Genomic DNA, 24078 nt, shown 5'->3' with positions numbered 1-24078 from the left:
GCGCCCCGGGGCGCGCCGAACGCTCTAGGTGAAGGCGAGCCGGTAGAGCCCGCCGGCTATCGCGGCGCCGACCAGCGGGCCGACCACCGGGATCCAGGCATAGCCCCAGTCCGAGCCGCCCTTGTTGGGCAGGGGCAGCAGCGCGTGCACGATCCGCGGGCCGAGGTCGCGCGCCGGGTTGATCGCGTAGCCGGTGGGTCCACCGAGCGAGAGGCCGATACCGACCACGACCAGCGCGGTCAGCAGGATGCCGAGCCCGTTGAGCGCCAGCCCCTTGGTCATGCCCTGGGTGAGGATGAACAGCACGAGCACCGCGGTGCCGACGATCTCGGTGAGCAGGTTCTGCACCGGGTTGCGGATCTCCGGGCCGGTGGAGAAGACGCCGAGCACCGGACCGCCGGGCTGCGCCCGGTTGCCGGTGGCCGGACCCGCCGGGTCGGCCTGCGGGACCGAACCGTCGGCGCCGCGCGGCGCCGGGTCGCCGACGCCCGCGCCGGCCAGCACCTCGGGATCGGTGAGATGCGCCTGGAACTGGCCCAGATACGTCACCCAGACCAGGAAGGCGCCGATCATCGCGCCCACGATCTGGCCGATCAGGTAGTAGGGCATGGTGCTCCAGTCGCCGGTCTTGATGGCCACACCGAGCGTCACCGCGGGGTTGAGCTGGCCGCCGGAGTAACCGTTGGCGATATACGCGCCGGCCAGGACGGCGAAGCCCCAGCCGAAGGAGATGGCGACCCAGCCGGCCCCGATGGCCTTCGACCGTTTGAGGGTCACGGCGGCGCAGACGCCGCCACCCAGCAGAATCAGGACGGCGGTACCGAAGATCTCGCCTATGACGATGTGGCCATTGGACACTGCGACTCCCTTGTCTTAGTCCAGGAGCGGCGACGTTCACCCCGTCCGTTGTTCGACATTGTCGACCGCTGAACGAAAGTTTCAGCCCGCGGCGGTGGGCAGGTCAAGGGGGGTGTGGCTGAAGACTCGCGCACAACGGGGCGTCCATGTCGTGAAAGCACCAGGTCGCGGCCGCGCCGGGTCACCGAACGGCTCCGGCGTGCGACAGCCGTTCGAGTCAGGTCCGTGACGGCTGGGACCGCGGCCTCCGGCGCTGCCCGGCCCGGAACCCGGCTCCGGAACCGGGCGCCGGAACCCGGCCCCCCGGCTCGCGCTCAGAACCGCCCGGCGCCCAGATCGCGGGCCACCGCGCGGGCGCAGTCGCGCACCGCCGCCACCAGCCGGGCGTGGACGCCCTCGGCGTCGCACATCCGCTCCACCGCGCCGGTGACACCGACGGCGCCCACCGGCATCCGCCGCCGGTCGTAGACGGGCGCCGCCACCGACGCCACGCCCTCCCAGGTCTCCTCCAGGTCCACCCCCCAGCCGCGGGCCCGGGTCAGATCGAGCACCTTCTCCAGCTCCGCCGGGTCGGTGACGGTCCGGCCGGTGAGAACGGGCCGCGCGCCCTCGGCGACCTCGTTGTGCGCCACCGGGTCGAAGGCCGAGAGCACCTTGCCGAGCGCGGTGCTGTGCAGCGGCTGCATGGCGCCCACCTCGAGCACCTGCCGGCTGTCGTCCGGCCGGAAGACGTGGTGCACGATCAGCACGCCCTGCTGGTGCAGCACCCCGAGGTAGGCGGCCTCGCCGCTGGACCTGGCGAGGTCGTCGGTCCACACCAGGGCGCGGGCCCGCAGCTCGTGCACATCGAGATAGCTGTTGCCGAGCCGCAGCAGTTCGGCGCCGAGCTGGTACTTGCCGGAGCCCGGCTCCTGCTCCACGAACCCCTCCTGCTGGAGGGTCCGCAGGATGCCGTGCGTGGTGCCCTTGGCCAGACCGAGGGAGGAGGCCACGTCGGACAGGCCCAGTCTGCGCTCGCCGCCGGCCAGCAGTCGAAGGATCGCCGCCGCTCGTTCGAGTGACTGGATGGGACCTGGCATCGCGAGCACTCCAAGGACGTGGGCACGCTGACCTGGCCGGTCTGACGCTGCGCCCTGGTCGACATTGTCGACCCTCATCATCGCAGAGGCGAGCCCCGCACCACCCGTCCGCCCGTCGGAATGGCTTCCGGGCATGTCCGCACCGCCGGTTACGCTGACCACGTGCGCGATCCGTCCCTTGGCCGGGTGGCGCATAGCCGACAGCCGTCGCATCCCAGGGAGCATCTCCATGGCCTCGTCATCCCCGTCCCCGTCCCAGCCGTCCTCCGCAGGGTCGAAACGCCAGGCCGGCGCCGTACCGGCCCAGGCGGCCCGAGCCGCCGCCCTCCGGGAGGCCCTCGCCTCCCGCGTCGTGGTCGCCGACGGCGCCATGGGCACCATGCTCCAGGCCCAGGAACCCACCCTGGAGGACTTCCAGCAGCTCGAAGGCTGCAACGAGATCCTCAACATCACCCGGCCCGACATCGTGCGCTCGGTCCACGAGGCGTATTTCGCGGTCGGCGTCGACTGCGTCGAGACCAACACCTTCGGCGCCAACCAGTCCGCCATGAGCGAGTACGACATCCCGGAGCGGATCCACGAGCTCTCCGAGGCCGGCGCCCGGCTCGCCCGCGAGGTCGCCGACGACTTCGCCGCCGACGGCCGCCCCCGCTGGGTGCTCGGCTCGATCGGCCCCGGCACCAAGCTGCCCACCCTCGGCCACACCGCCTACACCACCCTGCGCGACGGCTACGAGGCCAACGCCGCCGGACTGATCGCCGGCGGCGCCGACGCGCTCGTGGTGGAGACCATGCAGGACCTGCTCCAGGTCAAGGCCGCCCTCATCGGCTCCCGGCGGGCGATGGCCGCGGCCGGGGTGAGCCTGCCGCTGATCTGCTCGGTCGCCGTCGAGACCACCGGCACCATGCTGCTCGGCTCCGAGATCGGCGCCGCGCTCACCGCGCTCGAACCGCTGGGCATCGACATGATCGGCCTGAACTGCTCGACCGGACCGGCCGAGATGAGCGAGCACCTGCGCTATCTGACCCGGCACTCCCGTATCCCGCTCACCTGCATGCCCAACGCCGGCCTGCCGATCCTCACCAAGGACGGCGCCCACTACCCGCTCTCGCCGAGCGAGCTCGCCGACGCCCACGAGATGTTCGCCCGGGAGTACGGCCTCACCCTGGTCGGCGGCTGCTGCGGCACCACACCCGAGCACCTGCGGCAGCTGGTCGAGCGGGTCGGCGGCCAGGACCTCGTCCCGCGCAGCCCCCGCCCCGAGCCGGGCGCGGCCTCGCTCTACCAGACCGTGCCGTTCCGCCAGGACACCTCGTACCTGGCCATCGGCGAACGCACCAACGCCAACGGCTCCAGGAAGTTCCGCGACGCCATGCTGGAGGGCCGCTGGGAGGACTGCGTCGAGCTGGCCCGCGACCAGATCCGCGAGGGCGCCCACCTGCTCGACCTGTGCGTGGACTACGTCGGCCGGGACGGCGTCGCCGACATGGCCGAGGTGGCCGGCCGGTTCGCCACCGCCTCGACGCTGCCGATCGTGCTCGACTCCACCGAGGTGGACGTGCTGCGGGCCGGCCTGGAGAAGCTCGGCGGCCGGGCGGTGCTCAACTCGGTCAACTACGAGGACGGCGACGGCCCCGAGTCCCGCTTCGCCAAGGTCACCCAACTGGCCGCCGAGCACGGCGCCGCGCTGATCGCGCTGACCATCGACGAGGAGGGCCAGGCCAGGACCGTCGAGAAGAAGGTCGCCATCGCCGAGCGGCTGATCGACGACCTCACCGGCAACTGGGGCATCCGCGAGTCGGACATCCTCATCGACTGCCTGACCTTCACCATCTGCACCGGCCAGGAGGAGTCGCGCGGCGACGGCGTGGCCACCATCGAGGCGATCCGCGAACTCAAGCGCCGCCACCCCGAGGTGCAGACCACCCTCGGGCTCTCCAACATCTCCTTCGGCCTCAACCCGGCCGCCCGCACCGTGCTCAACTCGGTCTTCCTCGACGAGTGCGTCAAGGCCGGCCTGGACTCGGCGATCGTGCACGCCGCCAAGATCCTGCCCATCGCCCGGATCCCGCAGGAGCAGCGCGAGGTCGCCCTCGACCTGGTGCACGACCGGCGCCGCGAGGGGTACGACCCGCTCCAGCGGCTGATGGAGCTGTTCGACGGCGTCGACAGCAAGTCCCTCAAGGCGAGCCGGGCCGAGGAGCTGCTGGCGCTGCCGCTGGACGAGCGGCTCCAGCGGCGGATCATCGACGGCGAGAAGAACGGCCTGGCCGCCGACCTGGACGCGGCGCTGGCCGAACGCCCGGCGCTCGACATCGTCAACGACACCCTGCTGGCCGGCATGAAGGTGGTCGGCGAGCTCTTCGGCTCCGGCCAGATGCAGCTTCCCTTCGTGCTCCAGTCCGCCGAGGTGATGAAGACCGCGGTCGCCTATCTGGAACCGCACATGGAGAAGAGCGACGACGAGGGCAAGGGCACCATCGTGCTGGCCACGGTCCGCGGCGACGTGCACGACATCGGCAAGAACCTGGTGGACATCATCTTGTCCAACAACGGCTACACCGTGGTCAACCTCGGCATCAAGCAGCCGGTCTCGGCGATCCTGGACGCCGCCTCGGAGCACCGCGCCGACGTGATCGGCATGTCGGGGCTGCTGGTGAAGTCCACGGTGATCATGAAGGAGAACCTGGAGGAGCTCAACCAGCGCGGCCTGTCCGCCAAGTTCCCGGTGATCCTCGGCGGCGCCGCCCTCACCCGCGCCTACGTCGAGCAGGATCTGCACGAGATCTACCAGGGCGAGGTGCGCTACGCCCGGGACGCCTTCGAGGGGCTGCGGCTGATGGACGCCCTGATCGGGGTCAAGCGCGGTGTGCCCGGTGCCGCCCTGCCGGAGCTCAAGGCCCGCCGGGTGCCCCGGCGGGAGCAGCCGGTGGAGGAGCCGGTGGCCGAGCGCGGCCAGGTCCGCTCCGACGTAGCGGTGGACAACCGGGTGCCCACCCCGCCCTTCTGGGGCAGCCGGGTGGTCAAGGGCATCCAGCTCGCCGACTACGCCGCCTGGCTGGACGAGGGCGCGCTCTTCAAGGGCCAGTGGGGCCTCAAGCAGTCCCGGGCGGACGGACCCACGTACGAGGAACTGGTGGAGACCGAGGGACGGCCGCGGCTGCGCGGGCTGCTCACCCGCTTCCAGTCCGAGCACCTGCTGGAGGCCGCCGTCACCTACGGATACTTCCCCTGTGTCGCCAAGGGCGACGACCTGATCGTGCTGCACGAGGACGGCACCGAACGCACCCGCTTCACCTTCCCCCGGCAGCGCCGCGGCCGGCGGCTGTGCCTGGCCGACTTCTTCCGGCCCGAGGAGTCCGGCGAGACCGATGTGGTGGGCTTCCAGGTGGTCACCGTCGGCAACCGGGTCTCCGAGGCGGCCAACGAACTCTTCGCCGCCGACTCCTACCGCGACTACCTCGAACTGCACGGCCTCTCCGTCCAGCTCGCCGAGGCGCTCGCCGAGTACTGGCACGCCCGGGTCAGGTCGGAGCTGGGCTTCGCCGGCGAGGACCCGGCCGACGTCGAGGACATGTTCGCGCTGAAGTACCGCGGGGCCCGCTTCTCGCTCGGCTACGGTGCCTGCCCCGACCTGGAGGACCGGGCCAAGATCGCCGAACTGCTGGAGCCGGAGCGGATCGGGGTGAAGCTGTCCGAGGAGTTCCAGCTGCACCCGGAGCAGTCCACCGACGCCATCGTCATCCACCACCCGGAGGCGAAGTACTTCAACGCCCGCTGACCCGCCGATGCCCGCCCGCTGACCACCCCGGCGCCGCCCGCCGGACCCGAGGGGCGCGCGTTTGCGGACTGTTCGAGTGCTGTTCTCCGCTCGCAAGGCGCGCTGAACCCGCTCGAAGTAGACTGGCCGGTCCGGCAGAGGCCGGTTGCCTCCTCGCGCGAGCGGGGTGCGGCAACCGGCCTCTGTGTCCCCCAGAACCGAGGAGTGGGGCCAATGACCAGCAGCATCTTCGTCGCCGACACCCGCAAGGCGCAGGGTCCCGGACCTCGGGCCGTACTCCTGGACCTTGACGGCACCCTGGTGGACACCGAGGGCATTTGGTGGGCGGCGGAAGCCGAGGTCTTCGCGGACCTCGGCCATGTGCTGGACGAGGTGCACCGCTCGGTGGTGGTGGGCGGCCCGATGGCCCGCAGCGTCGGCCACCTGATGGCGGTGACCGGCACCACGGCCACCCTCGCCGAACTGATGGTGGCCATCAACACCCGCTTCGAGCGGCTGATCATCGACGGCGCCCCGTTGATGCCGGGCGCCCGCCGGCTGCTCGCCGAACTCGCCGCGCACGGTGTGCCCACCGCGCTGGTCTCGGCCTCCCACCGCCGCACCATCGACGCCATGCTGCGCACCCTCGGCGCGGAGAACTTCCACTTCACCCTCGCCGGCGACGAGGTGCTCCGCACCAAGCCGCACCCCGACCCGTATCTGACCGCCGCCGCCCGGCTCGGCGCCGACCCGGCCCACTGCGTGGTGATCGAGGACACGCTCACCGGTGTCGCCTCCGCCGAGGCGGCCGGCTGCGTCGTGGTCGCCGTGCCGTCGCTGGTGCCGATCGACCCGGCCCCCCGCCGTACCGTCGTGGCGTCGCTGGAGGAGCTGACCGTGCCGTTTCTGCGCTCCTTGAGTACACGCATTCACTGAGCGTGCCTGTTCAGGGCTTTCCGGACTCGGGTCGATGAAGTTTGGCATCCCGTTGGTGCCGATCACATCCAATCTCGGTATCGTCGCCGGAGCATGCGCGCGGGATGTGCTCAAATTGCTGCCGCGACCCACGCGGCGAGGCACGGACAGCGGAGCGCGTAAGGTTTCCCGAGTCCCGACCCGGCTCGGATCCTGGTGCCCGGGCGGCCTGTTCGGCTTCGGTGGAGCCGTTGCGACGCGAGCACGCAGGCAGATGCGCAGTCACAAGAGGAGAACGACGACGATGAACCGCAAGCTTCTGGTGCTGCCCGCCCTGCTGGGCGTCTTGTCACCCGTGATCACCGGGTGCGGCGGCTCCGGCGGGGGGAGCGGCGGCAGTGGCGACCCCATCGTCGTCGGCACCACTGACAGCATTGTGAAGACCAGTGACAACCCGGCGCCGCTCGACCCGGCCACCTCGTACGACACCGCCACCTGGAACGTCTTCTACAACACCTTCCAGGAACTGCTCGGTTACACCCGGGGCAGCACCACGCCCACCCCGGACGCGGCCAAGGAATGCCACTACGCGGACAGCTCCGGTCTGACGTACCAGTGCACCATGCGGGACGGCCTGAAGTTCTCCAACGGGCACGACCTCACCGCGCAGGACGTGAAGTTCTCCATCGACCGGATGAAGAAGGTCAACTGGCCCACCGGCCCGTCGTCCCTCATATCCGACGTGACGTCGGTCAACGCACCGGACGACAAGACGGTGGTCTTCCACCTCAAGGCGCAGGACGCGACCTTCCCCGCCAAGCTCGCCACCCCGGCCGCGGCGATCGTGGACAGCAAGGTCTACGACCCGGGCAAGCCGCTCGACGGCTTCAAGCTCGTCGGCTCCGGCCCCTACGTGCTCGACTCGTGGGTCCAGGGCAAGCAGGGCGAGTTCAGCAAGAACTCGCACTACCAGGGCCTGGACAAGATCAACAACAGCAAGGTCGAGCTGAAGCTCTTCGACGACTCCGTCAAGATGGAGGCCGCGCTCAAGGCCGGCACCATCGACGTGATGTCCAGGACGATCGCGCCGTCCCAGATCACCGAGCTCCAGAACAGCACCGACCCGAACATCAAGCTCACCGAGGCGCCCGGCGGCGAGACCCGCTACCTGTTCCTCAACACCACCTCGCCCGGTCTGAAGGACAAGGCGGTCCGGCAGGCCATCGCCGAGGTCATCGACCGGCAGGACATCACCAAGACGATCTACCAGCGCACCGCGGACCCGCTCTACTCCGTGGTCCCGCAGGGCATCACCAGCCACACCAACTCGTTCTACAACATCTACAAGGACCCCAGCGTCGCGCGCGCGAAGGCGTTGCTGGAGTCCGCCGGCATCACCTCCAAGGTGCCGTTGACGATCAACTACCGGCAGGACACCGGCGGTACCGTCAACAAGCCGGAGGCCGAGGAGATCAAGAAGCAGCTCGACAACAGCGATCTCTTCGACGTGCAGGTGAAGAGCGAGGAGTGGAGCGCCTTCCTGAAGGCCGCCTCCCAGCGCAAGTACCAGATCTTCGCGATCAGTTGGCTGCCGGACTTCCCGGACCCGGACAACTACATCGCGCCGTTCTTCGACAAGGACAACTTCCTCAACCTGCCGTACAACAACAAGGCGATCCAGGACACGATCCTGCCGGAGACCCGCCGCCAGTCCGAGCGCAGCTCGGCGACCACCGCCTTCGGCCAGGCCCAGGACCTCATCGCGCAGGACGTCCCGATGCTGCCGCTGTGGCAGGGCAAGCAGTACATCGCCTCGCGCAGCAACATCACCGGTGTCGAGTGGGCGCTGAACTCCTCGACCACCACGCAGTTCTGGGAGCTGGGCCGCGGCGTCAGCGGCTGACCCCGGTCCGCCCTCGACCGGCCCGCTCGGCGTTCCGACGCCGGGCGGGCCGGTCGCGCGTTTCCGGTGATATCTCTCCGGGCCGGCGCGGGGTCGCGCCGGGCTTCGCACGCCGTTCGGGGCCGCGGGGCGGGCTCAGCCGGCCCCGGGGCGCACCAGCCCGCTCTCGTAGGCGTAGACGGCGGCCTGCACCCGGTCCCGCAGCGCCAGCTTGGTCAGCACGTGCCCCACATGGGTCTTGACGGTGGTCTCGCTGACGAAGAGCTCGGCGGCGATCTCCGCGTTGGACAGACCGCGGGCCACCAGCTTCAGCACCTCGATCTCCCGCTCGGTCAGCGCGTGCAGCGGCTGCGGCACCGTCTCGTCGCCAGAGGGCAGCCGGTCCGCGTACTTGTCCAGCAGCCGCCGGGTGATGCTCGGCGCCAGCATCGCCTCGCCGGCCGCGACCACCCGGATCGCCTGCACCAGCTCGGCGGCCGGCGCGTCCTTGAGCAGAAAGCCACTGGCACCGGCCCGCAGCGCCTCCACCACGTACTCGTCCAGGTCGAAGGTGGTCAGCACCAGCACCTTCGCCGGGCCCGAGCGGTCGGGGCCGGTGATCTGCCGGGTGGCCTCCACCCCGTCCATCCGCGGCATCCGGACGTCCATCAGCACCACATCCGGTTGCAGCGCCCGCACCTGGTCCAGCGCCTGCTGGCCGTCACCCGCCTCGCCCACCACCGCCAGATCGGGCTCGGCCTCCAGGATCATCCGGAAACCGGTACGCAACAGGGGCTGATCGTCCACCAACAGGACGCGGATCGCCACGGGTACTCCTTCGCTAGACCGCACCATTCTGGCCCACCACCGGCAGCGCTCCGGCGCCATCCGTCAGCGGATAGGGCGGGGGAGTCCCGCCGAATTCGGGACAGAGCGCCTGGTGGTCGCACCATCCGCAGAGCGGGCCGCGGCGCGGGCGCCACTCGCCGCTGGCGGTGGCCGAGCTGATCGCCTCCCACAAGGCCAGCAGCTTGCGCTCGGTGGCCCGCAGGTCCTGCTCCGACGGGTCGTAGGTGAGCACGTCCCCACTGCCCAGATAGACGAGCTGGAGCCGCCGCGGCACGACCCCCCGCAGCCGCCACAGCACCAGCGCGTAGAACTTCATCTGAAAGAGGGGCTCTTCGGCGTACTCCGGGCGAGGGGCCTTGCCGGTCTTGTAGTCCACCACGCGGAGATCACCGGTGGCCGGCGCGATGTCGAGCCGGTCCACATAGCCGCGCAGCGTCAGCCCCGACTCCAGCACCGTCTCCACATAGAGCTCGCGCTCGGCGGGCTCCAGCCGGGTCGGGTCCTCCAGCGCGAACCACCGGTCCACCAGCCGCTCGGCGCTCTCCAGCCAGGCGGCGAGCGCCGCCGGGTCCGCCGCGCCCTCGGCCGCGCTGAACAGCGCGGCCAGTTCGGGCCTGGCCGCCCGCAGCCGCTCCCACTCGCCGGCCACCATGGCGCGCGCCCGGTCCACCGTCCGCTCGGCGGCCGGCGCGTCGAAGAGCCGCTCCAGCACCGCGTGCACCACGGTGCCGCGGGTCGCCGCCTCGCTGGGCTTCTCCGGCAGCCGGTCGATCACCCGCAGCCGGTACAGCAGCGGGCAGCGCATGAAGTCCGCGGCCCTGGACGGCGAGAGCGACACGGGCGCGGACGGAGTGACACGCCGGGCGCCCGGCGGCGCGGCGACGGTACGTGGCGGTGGAATCTCGGCGGGGGTCCCCATGGCAGACGACCCTAAGGCCTGCCACCGACAGCCTCTCCCGCCGTCCGGCCCGCCCCGTTCCGCGGCCGGCCGCCGCGGACGCCCGGGCGTCAGCCCGTGGAAAGGAGCCGGTACCTGTCCGGGGGAGCAGGGCAATAGCATGGGCGGTTGAGCCCCTCGTCCCGCATGATCGGTACAGGGTATGTATTCAGCACGAGGGGAACCTGTGAGCGAGAGCGGTGGGCCGCCGTCCCAGACGACCCGTGACCCAGGCCAGGACGGCGGCGGTGGCGACGGGGGCGACGGCGGCGACGACGGCGAAACAGCCAAGCCCTCGCGGGGCCCGGGCGGCGGCCTGCTGATGGGGCGGTTCTTCGGCGTCCCGATCTACGTGGCACCGAGCTGGTTCCTCGTCGCCGCGCTGATCACCTGGGTCTTCGGCGGCCAGCTCGACACCGTACTGCCGGAGCTCGGCGGCCTGCGCTACCTGGTCTCGCTCTTCTTCGCCGTCGCCTTCTACGCCTCCGTGCTGATCCACGAACTCGCCCACACCGTCGCCGCGCTGCGCTTCAACCTCCCGGTCCGCCGGATCCAGCTCCAGTTCTTCGGCGGGGTCTCGGAGATCGAGAAGGAGTCCGAGACCCCGGGCCGTGAGTTCATCCTCGCCTTCGTCGGGCCGCTGCTCTCCCTGGTGCTCGCGGCGGTCTTCTTCGGCGGACTCCAGTTCGTCGACCGGGGCACGGTGCCCGGGGTGCTGCTGGCCGGACTCATGGTCAGCAACCTGATCGTCGCGATCTTCAACTTCCTGCCCGGACTGCCGCTGGACGGCGGCCGGATGCTGCGGGCCGTGGTCTGGAAGATCAGCGGCCGGCCGATGACCGGCACGGTCGCCGCCGCCTGGGTGGGCCGCGGACTGGCGCTCGCGGTGCTCATCGGACTGCCGCTGCTCTCCTACGCCGGCGGCATCAACGGCGACAGCTCGGGCAGCAGCGCCGACTCGCTCACCAACGCGCTGCTCGCCGCCGTGCTGGCCGCCATCATCTGGACCGGCGCGGGCAACAGCCTGCGGATGGCCCGGCTGCGCGAACGCCTCCCCGGCCTCCAGGCCCGCACCCTGACCCGGCGGGCGGTGCCGGTCGCCTCCGACACCCCGCTCTCCGAGGCGCTGCGCCGGGCCAACGAGGCCGGCGCCCGCGCACTGGTCGTGGTGGACGGCCAGGGCGACCCGACGGCACTGGTCCGCGAGTCCGCGATCGTCTCCATCCCCGAGCACCGCCGCCCCTGGGTCGCCGTCAGCGGGCTCGCCCAGGAACTCACCCCCGGGATGCGGGTCTCCGCCGAACTGGTCGGCGAGGAACTCCTCGACCAGCTCCGCGCCCACCCCTCCACCGAATACCTGGTGGTCGAGCCCACCGGCGAGATCTACGGCGTGCTGTCCACCGCCGACGTGGAACGCGCCTTCCTCGCCGCCATGTCGCGCCCCGCCCCGTAACCGCACACGGGGACATACGCGCCCGTCAAACGGCGTCGCGCTGAGCCGGTAGGGTGATCCCATGTCCGAACCGACCGGTGCCGCCCGCCGACGCGGGCCCTTCAAAGTCGGGGACCAGGTCCAGCTCACCGATCCCAAGGGACGCCACTACACGTTCACGCTCGAAGCCGGAAAGCAGTTCCACACCCACAAGGGCGCTTTCCCGCACGACGAGCTGATCGGTGCCCCCGAGGGCAGTGTGGTCAGAACCACGGGAAACGTCGCTTATCTCGCGCTGCGCCCGCTGCTCCCCGACTACGTCCTGTCCATGCCCCGCGGCGCCGCCGTGGTCTACCCCAAGGACGCGGGGCAGATCCTGGCGATGGCCGACATCTTCTCCGGCGCCCGCGTCGTCGAGGCCGGGGTGGGCTCCGGCTCGCTGAGCAGCTTCCTGCTCCGGGCCATCGGCGACCAGGGCATGCTGCACAGTTACGAGCGCCGGGCGGACTTCGCCGAGATCGCCACCCAGAACGTGGAGCGCTACTTCGGCGGTCCGCACCCCGCCTGGCAGCTCACCGTCGGTGACCTCCAGGACAATCTCTCGGACACCGACGTCGACCGGGTGATCCTGGACATGCTGGCGCCCTGGGAGTGCCTTGAGGTGGTCGCCAAGGCCCTGGTGCCCGGCGGCATCCTGTGCGCCTATGTGGCCACCACCACCCAGCTCGCCCGTACCGTCGAGGCGATCAGGGAGTTCGGCAGCTTCAACGAGCCGGCCGCCTGGGAGACCATGGTGCGCACCTGGCACGTGGAGGGCCTCGCGGTCCGGCCCGATCACCGGATGATCGGCCACACCGGCTTCCTGCTCACCGCCCGCCGGCTCGCCGACGGGGTGGAGCCCCCGCTGCGCCGCCGCCGGCCCGCCAAGGGTGCCTACGGCGAGGACTACACCGGGCCGGGAGGCACCGGCGGGGAGTCCGCCGGCGCGGAGTGACCCGCCCCCGGGGCGGCTGCTGCGGCTAAAACCGGCCAACTTCGGCCAACTCCACCGGACCGCCGCTGTTTTGTCCGGTCGGCCCTGCCGCCCGGACATCCGGGGCGTTCCCGGATGTCTTGGACATCCCGGACGTCCCGGTCGATGGGTGGCGGCTCTCCCCGCGTCCCTCCCCGTCTCTCCGCGCCTCTTCGCGCACAGCCCCCCGTATCGCCGGGGCGCCCCCACCGCCCGCCCGTCGTACGCCCGGCGCGCCGCGGGGCCCCCGGCGTTCCGCCCCCGGTGTGACCTGTGGCACGATGCTGGCCATCCCCGCCGTTTCGAGCCCAGGAGACAGGCGCGTGCAGCCGTCCGCAGGCCCCGCTCTTCCGCATACCCGCAGCCGTTCCGTGCACTGGATCACCACCGCCGCGACCCTGGGCGCGATAGTGGCCCTCGTCGCCCTGGTGGAGCCCGCCGACGCCTCCCAGAGTGCCTCCCGGGCCGCCTCGGGCCCCGTGCCCCGTCCGTCGAACGGCTCGGTCCGTCCCACCGCCCCGGCCGCCCCGCCGAACCCGGCGGCCGTCACGTATCCGCTGGACTGCCCGCCGGGCGCGAAGGTGGACGTCGTGTCCAAGGTCAGCGGGGACCTGGACGGTGACGGGCGGCCGGAGACCGTCGTGGTGGTGCGCTGCGACTCCGGCGCCGGCACCCCGCCGAGCGGCGTCTTCGTGCTCTCGGCGGCGGGGGCCGCGCCGCGGATAGCGGAAACCCTGGTCAGGCCGAAGGACGACCGGCAGATCAGCGACTTCCGGCTGGACGGCCGGACCGTCCGGGCGACGGTGCTGGGCTTCTCCAGCGCCGCCACGCCGCGCTGCTGCCCCGACATGCGGCGCGGCTACGCCTGGGAGTGGCGCCACGACCGCTACGTGGCCATCCCGGGACCGGCCGGCAACAGCGTCTGAGCGGCCCGCCGGCGCCGTTCCCCGACCTTCCCCGACCTTTCCCGGCAGTCCCCAGCGCCTCCCCGCGTCCCTGTGGCGCCGGGCCGGCCACTCTTACGGCCCTGGGGCCCGGCGCTAGTCCGCGTCGGGGCCGTAGACCTCGACCCGGTCCGCGGCCCTGCGCACATGGATGCAGTCCCCGGGGCACTCCTTGGCGGAGTCGGCCACATCCCTGATCAGGGTCAGCGGCACCGGCACAGTGGCCCCGGGGGTCTGCCGCAGCTCGTCGTCGGCGCCCTTCACATAGGCCAGCCCGTCGATGTCCAGCTCGAAGACTTCGGGCGCATACTGCACACAGATCCCGTCACCCGTGCACAGGTCCTGGTCGATCCAGACTTCGAGTGCCTCAGCCGTCTCGTTGCTCACGGAAACCCTCGCCTAGCGTTGTTCGTTCGGGAAGAGACCACCGTCGAAGGCGGTTGACCAAACGAAGATACAACCGGCGGCTTCCGGATGGAGATCGGCGGGTATCCCAGTGGCGGAGGGACGTACGCAAGGGTGAAGATCGGACACACCGCGATCGTCTTTGTGATCTAGGGGTTTCAACCCCTACCGGTCCAGGTAGGGTCTGGAAACGTCCAGCTCCCCTTGGAGGAGGTGAGGACCGTGGCGGCCCACGACGACGACATCAACCGTGGCGGCCGACCCGCTCGTGGATCGGAAGATCCCATGAGCCAGGTCGCCTTTCTTGAGCAGGAGATCGCCGTCCTGCGACGCAAGCTCGCCGACTCTCCGCGGCACACGAGGATTCTCGAGGAGAGAATCGTCGAGCTGCAGACCAATCTGGCGGGCGTGTCCGCGCAGAACGAACGGTTCGCGAACACGCTGCGAGAGGCCCGCGACCAGATCGTGGCTCTCAAGGAGGAGGTCGACCGGCTCGCGCAGCCGCCGGCCGGCTTCGGTGTGTTCCTTCAGTCAAACGAGGACGGTACGGCGGACATCTTCACCGGCGGGCGCAAGCTCCGGGTGAACGTCAGCCCTTCCGTCGAACTCGACGAGCTCCGGCGCGGCCAGGAGCTGATGCTCAACGAGGCGCTCAACGTGGTCGAGGCCATGGAGTTCGAGCGCGTCGGCGACATCGTCACCCTCAAGGAGATCCTCGAGGACGGCGAGCGTGCCCTGGTCATCGGGCACACCGACGAGGAGCGGGTGGTGCGGCTCGCCGAACCGCTGCTCGACGGGGCGCTGCGCGTCGGTGACGCGCTGCTGCTCGAACCCCGTTCCGGCTACGTCTACGAGCGGGTGCCCAAGAGCGAGGTCGAGGAACTCGTCCTCGAAGAGGTCCCCGACATCGATTACCGCCAGATCGGCGGTCTCGGCAACCAGATCGAGCAGATCCGCGACGCGGTGGAACTGCCCTATCTGCACGCCGAGCTCTTCAAGGAGTACGAGCTGCGTCCGCCCAAGGGCGTACTGCTCTACGGCCCGCCCGGCTGCGGCAAGACGCTCATCGCCAAGGCGGTGGCGAACTCGCTGGCCAAGAAGGTCGCCGAGGTCACGGGTCAGCCCCAGGGCAAGAGCTACTTCCTCAACATCAAGGGCCCTGAGCTGCTCAACAAGTTCGTGGGCGAGACCGAGCGGCAGATCCGCCTGGTCTTCCAGCGCGCCCGCGAGAAGGCCTCGGAGGGCACTCCGGTCATCGTCTTCTTCGACGAGATGGAGTCCCTGTTCCGCACCCGTGGTTCCGGTGTCAGCTCGGACGTGGAGAACACCATCGTCCCGCAGTTGCTCGCCGAGATCGACGGTGTGGAGGGCCTGGAGAACGTCATCGTGATCGGCGCCTCCAACCGCGAGGACATGATCGACCCGGCGATCCTGCGGCCTGGCCGGCTGGACGTGAAGATCAAGATCGAGCGGCCGGACGCCGAGGCGGCCAAGGACATCTTCTCCAAGTACCTGGTTCCCACCCTTCCGCTGCACGGGGAGGACCTGGCGGAACACGGCGGGTCGACCGCCGGAACCGTGGAAGCCATGATCCAGTCTGTGGTGGAGCGGATGTACTCCGAGAGCGAGGAGAACCGCTTCCTGGAGGTCACCTATGCCAATGGTGACAAGGAGGTCCTGTACTTCAAGGACTTCAACTCCGGGGCGATGATCCAGAACATCGTGGACCGGGCCAAGAAGATGGCGATCAAGGACTTCCTCGACCACGACCAGCGCGGTCTCCGCGTCTCCCACCTGCTCGCCGCCTGTGTGGACGAGTTCAAGGAGAACGAGGACCTGCCCAACACCACCAACCCCGACGACTGGGCGAGGATCTCCGGCAAGAAGGGCGAGCGGATCGTCTTCATCCGCACACTGGTGACCGGAAAGCAGGGGGCGGACACCGGACGCTCCATCGACACCGTGGCGAATACCGGACAGTATCTCTAAGCAATCCGTAAGCACTACCCCTCCGGCTGCGGGTCCCGACAGCGGGTACCCGCAGCCGGTGTGTTTTCCGGCCCGGACGGGCCGGAGCCGGGCAAGGAGGGCCGCATGACCGTACGGCGAGTAATGGGCATCGAGACCGAGTACGGCATCTCCGTGCCCGGCCACCCCAACGCCAATGCCATGCTCACCTCGTCCCAGATCGTCAACGCCTACGCGGCGGCGATGCACCGGGCGCGCCGCGCCCGCTGGGACTTCGAGGAGGAGAATCCGCTGCGGGACGCCCGCGGCTTCGATCTCGCCCGGGAAGCTGCGGACTCCACCCAGCTCACCGACGAGGACATCGGCCTGGCCAATGTGATCCTCACCAACGGGGCCCGGCTCTACGTGGACCACGCCCACCCCGAGTACTCCTCGCCCGAGATCACCAATCCGCGCGACGCCGTCCTCTGGGACAAGGCCGGCGAGCGGATCATGGCCGAGGCGGCGCTGCGGGCCGGCCAGATCCCCGGCGCCCAGCCCATCCACCTCTACAAGAACAACACCGACAACAAGGGCGCGTCCTACGGCACGCACGAGAACTACCTGATGCGGCGGGAGACCCCGTTCTCGGACATCGTGCGGCACCTGACGCCGTTCTTCGTCTCCCGGCAGGTCGTCACCGGCGCGGGCCGGGTCGGCATCGGCCAGGACGGCCGTGAGCACGGCTTCCAGCTCAGCCAGCGGGCGGACTACTTCGAGGTCGAGGTCGGCCTGGAGACCACCCTCAAGCGCCCCATCATCAACACCCGCGACGAACCGCACTCCGACGCCGAGAAGTACCGCAGGCTGCACGTCATCATCGGTGACGCCAACCTCTCCGAGCTGTCCACCTACCTCAAGCTGGGCACCACCGCGCTGGTGCTCTCCATGATCGAGGACGGCTTCATCAAGGTCGACCTCGTGGTGGACCAGCCGGTCCGCACGCTGCACGAGGTCTCCCACGACTCCACCCTGCACCAGCTCATCACGCTGCGTAACGGGCGCACTCTGACGGCGGTCCAGCTCCAGATGGAGTATTACGAGCTGGCCCGTAAATACGTCGAGGAGCGGTACGGGGCCGACGCCGACGAGCAGACCCAGGACGTGCTCAGCCGCTGGGAGGACGTGCTCAACCGGCTGGAGCGGGATCCGATGACCCTGGCGGGCGAGCTGGACTGGGTGGCCAAGAAGGAGCTGCTGGAGGGGTACCGGCGCCGCGACGGCCTCGGGTGGGATGCCGCCCGGCTGCACCTGGTGGACCTCCAGTACGCCGACGTGCGGCCCGACAAGGGCCTCTACAACCGGCTGGCGGCCCGCGGCCGCATCAAGCGCCTGCTGGCCGAGCCCGATGTGCTCAGGGCCGTGAACAAGCCTCCGGAGGACACCAGGGCCTACTTCAGGGGCCGCTGCCTGGAGCAGTACGCCGATGACGTGGCCGCCGCCTCCTGGGACTCCGTGATCTTCGATCTGCCCGGCCGCGACTCGCTTCAGCGGGTTCCCACCCTGGAGCCGCTGCGGGGCACCCGCAAGCACGTCAAGGAGCTGCTCGACCGTTGCCGCACCGCCGAGGACCTGGTCCGGATCCTGTCCGGCGGGTAACCGGGGGCTGAAACGGACCGGAAGCGGGAAACAACCCGATAGCACTCGGACGTTCCATTAATCCAGAGCCGGAGTCGGACCCTGCTTGTAGGGTCGGATCTTGTAGGCACGCAACCGAGCGGGGTGAGGGACATGGCTACCAAGGACAGCGACGGCGGACAGCAGAAGGCGACGCGTTCCACGGAGGAGGTCGAGGAGACCCAGCAGGACTCCCAAGCGGCCGACGACCTCAAGGAACGCCAGGAGAAGCTCTCGGACGACGTGGACTCCGTCCTGGACGAGATCGACGACGTCCTGGAGGAGAACGCGGAGGACTTCGTGCGCTCCTTCGTGCAGAAGGGCGGACAGTAGTCACGGCGGTCACGCCCATCACTGGCGGTGACTGGCGGTCACTTCCGACGGGGCCGTCGGCGCGTCGACCAGGCGCGCCGTGGCCGGGAAAGACGAGTGTCCACGGGGAAACACGGTATGTGGATGACTGCCATGAAACGGGTAGGGTCCGGGGCGTACCGTACGTCAACTGCAAGTCGGTCATTGGCGTGTTGGGAAACGAACCCGACAGGATTCGTCGGGCGATCGCTCACCTGGAGGGAAACGCGTGGAAGCCAACACTCGTAACACCGGGCATCTACCTGCTGCCTTCCTGACGCCGGGCTCGTCCTCGTTCATGGACTTCCTCGGAGACCACGCGCCCCATCTGCTGCCGGGAAACCGGACGCTTCCGCCGCTGAAGGGTGCCATCGAGCTGCCGCACGGCACCACGATCGTGGCGGCGGCCTTCGAGGGCGGGGTGGTCCTCGCCGGCGACCGCCGGGCCACCATGGGCAACATCATCGCTCAGCGCGACATCGAGAAGGTCTTCCCCGCCGATGAGTTCTCGGCCGTCGGCATCGCCGGCACCGCCGGGCTGGCGGTGGAGATGGTGAAGCTCTTCCAGCTCGAGCTGGAGCACTACGAGAAGATCGAAGGGGCGACCCTGTCCCTGGAGGGCAAGGCCAACCGGCTGTCCACCATGATCCGCGGCAACCTGGGCATGGCCCTCCAGGGCCTCGCCGTGGTGCCGCTCTTCGCCGGATACGACACCGAGCGGGCCAAGGGCCGCATCTTCTCCTACGACGTGACCGGTGGGCGCAGCGAGGAGCACGGCTTCGCCGCCACCGGCTCCGGCTCCATGTTCGCCCGCGGCGCCCTCAAGAAGCTCTACCGCAGCGATCTGACCGAGCAGCAGCTGGTCACCGCCGTTGTCCAGGCGCTCTACGACGCGGCCGACGACGACTCCGCCACCGGGGGGCCCGACCTCTCCCGGCGGATCTTCCCGATCATCACGGTGATCACCGAGGAGGGGTTCCGGCGGCTCGGTGAGACCGAGGTCGCCGAGATCGCCCAGTCGGTGGTCGACGGACGCCGGGACCGCCCCGACGGCCCCCTGGCACAGGTGCTGTGACGGCCGGTCGGCCGACAGGCCGTCACGTGACGTTTTCCCAGACCACGACAGCGCCGACAGCAGAAAGGCACGGTTAGCCGGTGTCCACGCCCTTTTATGTCTCGCCGCAGCAGGCCATGGCGGACCGCGCCGAGTACGCCCGCAAGGGAATCGCCCGCGGTCGCAGCGTGGTCGTACTGCAATACACCGACGGAATCGTTTTCGTCGCCGAGAACCCGTCCCGAGCCCTTCACAAGGTCAGCGAGATCTATGACCGGATCGCCTTCGCGGCGGTCGGCAAGTACAACGAGTTCGAGAACCTGCGGATCGGCGGCGTCCGGTACGCGGACCTGCGCGGCTTCACGTACGACCGTGAGGACGTGACGGCCCGCGGCCTGGCCAATGTCTACGCCCAGACGCTCGGCACCATCTTCTCCAGCGTCGGGGAGAAGCCCTATGAGGTGGAGCTGATCGTCGCGGAGGTCGGCTCGGCCCCCGAGGACGACCAGATCTACCGGCTGCCGCACGACGGCTCGATCGTCGACGAACACGGCGCGGTCGCCGTGGGCGGCAATTCCGACCAGATCGGCAGCTATCTCGACCAGCGGCACCGGGACGGGATGACGCTGGCGGAGGCGCTGGCGCTCGCCGTCGAGTCCCTCAGCCGGGACACCAACGGCAGCGACCGGCAGCTCACCGCCGAGCAGCTCGAAGTCGCGGTGCTCGACCGGACCCGCCCGCAGGCACGGAAGTTCAAGCGGATCCTGGGCCGCCAGCTTTCCCGCCTGCTGGACACGGAGAGCGCCGCCACCGCCCAGACCGACGACCCCTCCGACGAGGAATAGCCTCCGGCTCGGACCCCCGATACCCCGCCGCTACCACCACCTCTACTTCCGGTACCTCTGGTACCTCTGGTACCTCCGGCCTGTACCTCACTCCGGCACCCACGATGCCCCGGCTCCCGCCGGGGCATCGCCGCGTTCTGGGTCTCTTGGGGGCGGGGCGAGGGCGGGCGGCCCCGCCGACGCGCCGGGGCTTCGCCCGTGGTGCGGGGCGGGGAGGGGGAGCGGCTGGTGGCAGCGCGGCGGGCTGACTGGCTCGCCGGCGGATCGCCGCGATTGGGAGGGCTCGAACGGAGCGGCCCCGCCCGGGGTGTGGGCCGGGTGCACCCGCCGACGCGGCGGGGTCAGGGGGGCGGGGCGGTGGAGGTGCGGGGGATGAGGTGGACGGGGAGGGTGCCGCCGGGGGCGTCCATGCCGTTGAGCAGGGCGAGGAGGGCGGTCATGCCGGCGGCGCCGACCTCCTCGGCGGGCAGCCGTACCGTGGTCAGCTCGGGGTCGATCGCGGTGGCCAGCGAGAGATCGTCGAAGCCCGCCACCGAGAGCCGGCCCGGGACGTCAAGCCCCAGCCCCCTGGCGGCCTTGCAGGCACCGGCGGCCAGCACGTCGGAGTCGCAGATCAGCGCGGTCGGGGCCGGCCCCGGCCGCGCCAGCACCCGCGCCGCCGCCGCCCGGCCCGCCGCCACGTCCAGCGCGCACCGCTCGGTGCCCAGCAGTACCGCGCCCGGCACCCGTGCCAGCTCCGCCGCGACCGTCTCGGCGCGTACCCGGAAGGTCCAGGCGTCCACCTCGCCGGCGATATGCGCGAACCGGCGGTGGCCGAGCGCCAGCAGATGCCGCACCACCTGCCGGATGCCGTCGGCGACCGCCAGATTGACCGTCGGGGCGCCGCCGGGCGCCGCCGGATCGCTGTCCAGCATCACCAGCGGCAGCCCGCCGTCCTCGGCCGCGCCGCTCGTGGCGCCGGCGATCCCGGCCAGCGCGTCGGCCGCCATCGAGGACGCGATCACCCCGTCGATCGCGGCCCGCGCCGAGCCGAAGGGGTCCCGGGCCCGCCCGACCCCCGCCGGGGACGGATAAAGCACCACCCCGAAGCCGTGTTCCGCCGCGACGGCGGCGGCCCCGGAGTAGACCCGGGCGAAGTACTCATGGGTGATCGCCGGCACCACGAGCAGCGCGGTCCTGGTCCGGCCGAGCCGCAGATTGCGGGCCGCGAGGTTCGGCAGATACCCCAGCGAGCCGGCCGCCTCCCGGACCGCCGCCGCGGTCCGCTCCGACACCCGCCCGCGCCACTTCCCGCCGAGCACCAGCGACACGGTCGCCTGCGACACGCCGGCCACCCGCGCCACATCCCGCGATGTCGGCCGACCCCCACCGCTCACGCCCCACCTCCCAGCAGCGCGACCCACCGGGTGGACCGCCGACCCCGGACATGGTACGTATGACGCCGATACGTTATACGTAACACTCGAAGGGGGAAGCATGACGAGCGCGGGATACGCGGACCTGCTGCGGGCACGCCACGCCGGGCGGCTGCTCGGCGGCACCCTGCTGGGGCGGCTGCCCAACGCCATGGCCGCGCTGGCCATCGTGCTCTTCCTCCGCTCCCAGGGCGCCGGCTACGGGCTGGCCGGCACGCTCTCCGCGGTCTTCGGGCTGGCCGTCGCGGTCGGTCAGCCGCTGCTCGGCCGGACGGTGGACCGGCGCGGACAGCCCCGGGTGATGACCGCCGCCGCACTGCTCTCGGCGGCCGGCTTCGTGCTGCTCGCCGTCAACGGCCCGCGGCCGCTGCCCGTCGCGGTCGCCGCCGTCCTGCTGGCCGGCCTCGCCACCCCGCCGCTGGAAGGCGGCCTGCGAGCGCTGTGGCCCGCGGTGCTGGCGCGCGAGGAGCAGGTGCTGAAGGCGTACGCGCTGGACGCCGCCGCCCAGGAGGTGCTCTTCACGGTGGGCCCGCTGCTGGTCACGCTGGCCGTCGCCACCGCCTCGGAGGCCGCCGCCGTGGTCCTCACCGGCCTGCTCGGCGTGGCCGGGACGCTGGTCGTCGTCACCTCCCCGCCCTCCCGGCGCTGGCGGGCGGCGCCCCGCGAGGCCCACTGGCTGGGCGCGCTGCGCTCCCGTGGCCTGGCCGTACTGCTCGGCGCCTGCCTCTTCATCGGCGTCGCGCTCGGCGCCTTCTCGCTGGCCGCCGTGGCCTACGGCGACGCGCACGGCGGCGACTCGGCCACCGCGTACGTGCTCGCCGCCAACGGCGCCGGCGCCCTGGCCGGCGGCCTCGGCTACGGCGCCCGCGCCTGGGCCGGCGTTCCCGAGCGCCGACTGCGGCTGCTGTCGCTGGGACTCGCCGCCTGCTACCCGCCGCTGCTGCTCGCGCCGGCCCTCGGCTGGATGCTGCCGCTCGCCGCGCTCGCCGGATTCTTTCTCGCCCCCACCCTGGCTTGCGGCTTCCTCGTGGTGGACCGGCACGCGCCGGCCGGCACCGTCACCGAGGCCTTCTCCTGGGTGGTGACCGCCATGGGCGTCGGCGCGGCCCTCGGCACCGCGCTGGCCGGCCTGGTCGCGCAGCACGGCGGAACCACCGCCGGATTCGGTGTCAGCGCCGTGAGCGGGGTGGTCGCCATGCTCGTCCTGCTGCTCACCAGCCGAATCCTCACCGTTCCAAACCTCGAAAGCCGGCCGGAAAAAGATCGAAACGGTGCGGTCGAACCTCGTTTCAGCACCACGCATCAGGCGTAATGTTCAGACATGGACCGCCGCATTTTCGGGCTGGAGAACGAGTACGGCGTCACATGCACGTTCAGGGGACAGCGGCGTCTGTCCCCTGACGAGGTGGCGCGGTACCTCTTCCGCCGTGTCGTGTCATGGGGACGAAGCAGCAATGTTTTCCTCCGCAACGGGGCCCGCCTCTATCTCGACGTCGGCTCGCACCCGGAGTACGCCACTCCCGAGTGTGACAACGTCACCGAACTCGTCACGCACGACAAGGCCGGGGAACGCATCCTGGAAGGCCTTCTGGTGGACGCCGAACGCCGGCTCCACGAAGAGGGCATCGCGGGCGATGTGTATCTGTTCAAGAACAACACCGACTCGGCCGGCAACTCCTACGGATGCCACGAGAATTACCTGGTGGCCCGGCACGGGGAATTCTCCCGGCTGGCGGACATCCTGATTCCGTTCCTGGTCACCCGGCAGCTCCTGTGCGGCGCGGGCAAGGTGCTCCAGACCCCGCGGGGCGCCGTCTTCTGCGTCAGCCAGCGCGCCGAGCACATCTGGGAAGGCGTCAGCTCGGCCACCACCCGCTCGCGCCCCATCATCAACACCCGCGACGAGCCGCACGCCGACGCGGAGCGCTATCGGCGGCTGCACGTCATCGTCGGCGACTCCAACATGTCCGAGACCACCATGCTGCTCAAGGTCGGCGCCACCGACCTGGTGCTGCGGATGATCGAGGCCGGCACGGTGATGCGCGACCTCACCCTGGAGAACCCGATCCGGGCGATCCGCGAGGTCAGCCACGACATCACCGGCCGCCGCAAGGTGCGACTCGCCTCCGGCCGGGAGGCGTCCGCCCTCGACATCCAGCAGGAGTACTACTCCAAGGCGGTGGAGTTCTGCGAGCGCCGCGGCATCCGCAGCGGCGTCATCGAGCAGGTGCTGGAGCTGTGGGGCCGCACCCTGGAGTCGATCGGCAGCGGCGACCTCGGCAAGATCGGCACCGAGATCGACTGGGTGATGAAGTACCAGCTCATCGAGCGCTACCGGAACCGGGACAACATCACCATGTCCCACCCCCGGGTCGCCCAGATAGACCTCGCCTATCACGACATCCACCGCCGCCGCGGGCTCTACTACCTGCTGGAACGCAAGGGGCAGGCCAAGCGGATCTGCAGCGATCTGAAGATCTTCGAGGCCAAGTCGGTCCCGCCGCAGACCACCAGGGCCAGGCTCCGCGGGGACTTCATCCGCCGGGCCCAGGAGCAGCGCCGGGACTTCACCGTCGACTGGGTGCACCTCAAACTCAACGACCAGGCGCAGCGCACGGTGCTGTGCAAGGACCCCTTCCGGTCGGTCGACGACCGGGTGGAGAAGCTGATCGCCGGGATGTGACCGGCGGAGCGCACGCCGTAGGGTGTGGGGCGG

The 24078-nt window shown here is 70.5% G+C and carries 20 protein-coding genes; 14 read left to right on the top strand and 6 right to left on the bottom strand.

Annotation, left to right across the window (positions count from 1 at the left end; translation table 11 throughout):
- Window positions 1-24: 24 nt before the first annotated feature.
- Both OG519_RS05730 and OG519_RS05725 read right to left on the bottom strand, forming a co-directional pair.
- Window positions 25-858, bottom strand: a complete 834-nt coding sequence (locus tag OG519_RS05730) for an MIP/aquaporin family protein (RefSeq protein WP_405579477.1) — start codon at window positions 856-858, stop codon at window positions 25-27.
- A 314-nt stretch (window positions 859-1172) separates the two neighbouring features.
- Window positions 1173-1937, bottom strand: coding sequence for an IclR family transcriptional regulator (locus OG519_RS05725; protein WP_405579474.1), 765 nt, complete (start codon window positions 1935-1937; stop codon window positions 1173-1175).
- A gap of 229 nt (window positions 1938-2166) precedes the next feature.
- Here OG519_RS05725 and metH point away from each other — a divergent pair, with 229 nt between their 5' ends.
- The 3 genes from metH to OG519_RS05710 all read left to right on the top strand — a co-directional run bounded on the left by metH (window position 2167) and on the right by OG519_RS05710 (window position 8515).
- Window positions 2167-5718 carry a methionine synthase gene (metH, locus tag OG519_RS05720; RefSeq protein ID WP_405579471.1) on the top strand — a complete coding sequence of 1184 codons (3552 nt, stop codon included), beginning with the start codon at window positions 2167-2169 and terminating at the stop codon, window positions 5716-5718.
- Window positions 5719-5931: 213 nt separating this feature from the next.
- A complete protein-coding gene (locus tag OG519_RS05715) occupies window positions 5932-6633 on the top strand; it encodes an HAD family hydrolase (RefSeq protein ID WP_405579468.1) in 702 nt (233 codons plus the stop codon).
- Between the two features lie 283 nt (window positions 6634-6916).
- Window positions 6917-8515: an ABC transporter substrate-binding protein gene (locus tag OG519_RS05710; protein WP_405579465.1), complete on the top strand. Its 1599-nt coding sequence runs from the start codon at window positions 6917-6919 to the stop codon at window positions 8513-8515.
- Window positions 8516-8650: 135 nt separating this feature from the next.
- Here the strand turns inward: OG519_RS05710 and OG519_RS05705 are convergent, their stop codons facing one another.
- Both OG519_RS05705 and OG519_RS05700 read right to left on the bottom strand, forming a co-directional pair.
- On the bottom strand, window positions 8651-9322 hold the full coding sequence (locus OG519_RS05705) for a response regulator (protein WP_405579462.1): 672 nt from the start codon (window positions 9320-9322) through the stop codon (window positions 8651-8653).
- A 13-nt stretch (window positions 9323-9335) separates the two neighbouring features.
- Window positions 9336-10262, bottom strand: a complete 927-nt coding sequence (locus OG519_RS05700; RefSeq protein ID WP_405579460.1) for a RecB family exonuclease — start codon at window positions 10260-10262, stop codon at window positions 9336-9338.
- A 181-nt stretch (window positions 10263-10443) separates the two neighbouring features.
- Between OG519_RS05700 and OG519_RS05695 the strand changes: the two genes are divergently transcribed.
- From OG519_RS05695 to OG519_RS05685, 3 genes are all read left to right on the top strand, one after another.
- Window positions 10444-11733, top strand: a complete 1290-nt coding sequence (locus OG519_RS05695; protein ID WP_405579458.1) for a site-2 protease family protein — start codon at window positions 10444-10446, stop codon at window positions 11731-11733.
- Window positions 11734-11794: 61 nt separating this feature from the next.
- Complete coding sequence (locus tag OG519_RS05690) at window positions 11795-12706, top strand: tRNA (adenine-N1)-methyltransferase (protein ID WP_405579455.1); 912 nt, start codon at window positions 11795-11797, stop codon at window positions 12704-12706.
- Window positions 12707-13047: 341 nt separating this feature from the next.
- Window positions 13048-13650, top strand: coding sequence for a hypothetical protein (locus OG519_RS05685; RefSeq protein WP_405579453.1), 603 nt, complete (start codon window positions 13048-13050; stop codon window positions 13648-13650).
- 114 nt (window positions 13651-13764) lie between these two features.
- On the opposite strand, the gene OG519_RS05680 is transcribed toward OG519_RS05685, so the two are convergent.
- Window positions 13765-14055 (bottom strand): ferredoxin, encoded by a 291-nt coding sequence (locus OG519_RS05680; RefSeq protein WP_405579452.1) that lies wholly within the window; start codon window positions 14053-14055, stop codon window positions 13765-13767.
- A 240-nt stretch (window positions 14056-14295) separates the two neighbouring features.
- On the opposite strand from OG519_RS05680, the gene arc reads away from it, so the two are divergent.
- The 6 genes from arc to prcA all read left to right on the top strand — a co-directional run bounded on the left by arc (window position 14296) and on the right by prcA (window position 19947).
- On the top strand, window positions 14296-16062 hold the full coding sequence (gene arc, locus OG519_RS05675) for a proteasome ATPase (protein WP_405579449.1): 1767 nt from the start codon (window positions 14296-14298) through the stop codon (window positions 16060-16062).
- Window positions 16063-16167: 105 nt separating this feature from the next.
- Entirely contained in the window at window positions 16168-17679 is a 1512-nt protein-coding gene (gene dop / locus OG519_RS05670) for a depupylase/deamidase Dop (protein ID WP_405579447.1), read from the top strand.
- A 132-nt stretch (window positions 17680-17811) separates the two neighbouring features.
- Entirely contained in the window at window positions 17812-18030 is a 219-nt protein-coding gene (locus OG519_RS05665) for a ubiquitin-like protein Pup (protein ID WP_405579444.1), read from the top strand.
- Window positions 18031-18149: 119 nt separating this feature from the next.
- Entirely contained in the window at window positions 18150-18326 is a 177-nt protein-coding gene (locus OG519_RS05660; RefSeq protein WP_405579441.1) for an endonuclease domain-containing protein, read from the top strand.
- Entirely contained in the window at window positions 18278-19123 is an 846-nt protein-coding gene (gene prcB / locus OG519_RS05655) for a proteasome subunit beta (RefSeq protein WP_405579438.1), read from the top strand. Before OG519_RS05660 ends, prcB begins: the two co-directional genes overlap by 49 nt.
- Window positions 19124-19203: 80 nt before the next feature.
- On the top strand, window positions 19204-19947 hold the full coding sequence (prcA, locus tag OG519_RS05650; RefSeq protein WP_405579435.1) for a proteasome subunit alpha: 744 nt from the start codon (window positions 19204-19206) through the stop codon (window positions 19945-19947).
- A 341-nt stretch (window positions 19948-20288) separates the two neighbouring features.
- Here the strand turns inward: prcA and OG519_RS05645 are convergent, their stop codons facing one another.
- Window positions 20289-21290 carry a LacI family DNA-binding transcriptional regulator gene (locus OG519_RS05645; protein ID WP_405592490.1) on the bottom strand — a complete coding sequence of 334 codons (1002 nt, stop codon included), beginning with the start codon at window positions 21288-21290 and terminating at the stop codon, window positions 20289-20291.
- A gap of 133 nt (window positions 21291-21423) precedes the next feature.
- Here OG519_RS05645 and OG519_RS05640 point away from each other — a divergent pair, with 133 nt between their 5' ends.
- Together OG519_RS05640 and pafA are read left to right on the top strand one after the other, a co-directional pair.
- Window positions 21424-22674 carry an MFS transporter gene (locus OG519_RS05640; RefSeq protein WP_405579432.1) on the top strand — a complete coding sequence of 417 codons (1251 nt, stop codon included), beginning with the start codon at window positions 21424-21426 and terminating at the stop codon, window positions 22672-22674.
- Between the two features lie 9 nt (window positions 22675-22683).
- Window positions 22684-24045: a Pup--protein ligase gene (pafA, locus tag OG519_RS05635; RefSeq protein ID WP_405579430.1), complete on the top strand. Its 1362-nt coding sequence runs from the start codon at window positions 22684-22686 to the stop codon at window positions 24043-24045.
- Window positions 24046-24078 lie beyond the last annotated feature (33 nt).

The organism is Streptomyces sp. NBC_01190, from assembly GCF_045039895.1.
In the GTDB taxonomy this organism is placed as follows: domain Bacteria; phylum Actinomycetota; class Actinomycetes; order Streptomycetales; family Streptomycetaceae; genus Actinacidiphila.
The sequence above is the reverse complement of the archived record's forward strand: the minus strand, read 5'-3'. Positions and strand labels throughout refer to the sequence as shown.

Bases quoted from the DNA above. Each gene is read 5' to 3' on its own strand.
- OG519_RS05725 (WP_405579474.1), bottom strand. From the start codon at position 1,937: ATGCCAGGTCCCATCCAGTCACTCGAACGAGCGGCGGCGATCCTTCGA.
- metH (WP_405579471.1), top strand. From the start codon at position 2,167: ATGGCCTCGTCATCCCCGTCCCCGTCCCAGCCGTCCTCCGCAGGGTCG.
- OG519_RS05715 (WP_405579468.1), top strand. From the start codon at position 5,932: ATGACCAGCAGCATCTTCGTCGCCGACACCCGCAAGGCGCAGGGTCCC.
- OG519_RS05710 (WP_405579465.1), top strand. From the start codon at position 6,917: ATGAACCGCAAGCTTCTGGTGCTGCCCGCCCTGCTGGGCGTCTTGTCA.
- OG519_RS05700 (WP_405579460.1), bottom strand. From the start codon at position 10,262: ATGGGGACCCCCGCCGAGATTCCACCGCCACGTACCGTCGCCGCGCCG.
- OG519_RS05695 (WP_405579458.1), top strand. From the start codon at position 10,444: ATGTATTCAGCACGAGGGGAACCTGTGAGCGAGAGCGGTGGGCCGCCG.
- OG519_RS05690 (WP_405579455.1), top strand. From the start codon at position 11,795: ATGTCCGAACCGACCGGTGCCGCCCGCCGACGCGGGCCCTTCAAAGTC.
- dop (WP_405579447.1), top strand. From the start codon at position 16,168: ATGACCGTACGGCGAGTAATGGGCATCGAGACCGAGTACGGCATCTCC.
- OG519_RS05665 (WP_405579444.1), top strand. From the start codon at position 17,812: ATGGCTACCAAGGACAGCGACGGCGGACAGCAGAAGGCGACGCGTTCC.
- OG519_RS05640 (WP_405579432.1), top strand. From the start codon at position 21,424: ATGACGAGCGCGGGATACGCGGACCTGCTGCGGGCACGCCACGCCGGG.
- pafA (WP_405579430.1), top strand. From the start codon at position 22,684: ATGGACCGCCGCATTTTCGGGCTGGAGAACGAGTACGGCGTCACATGC.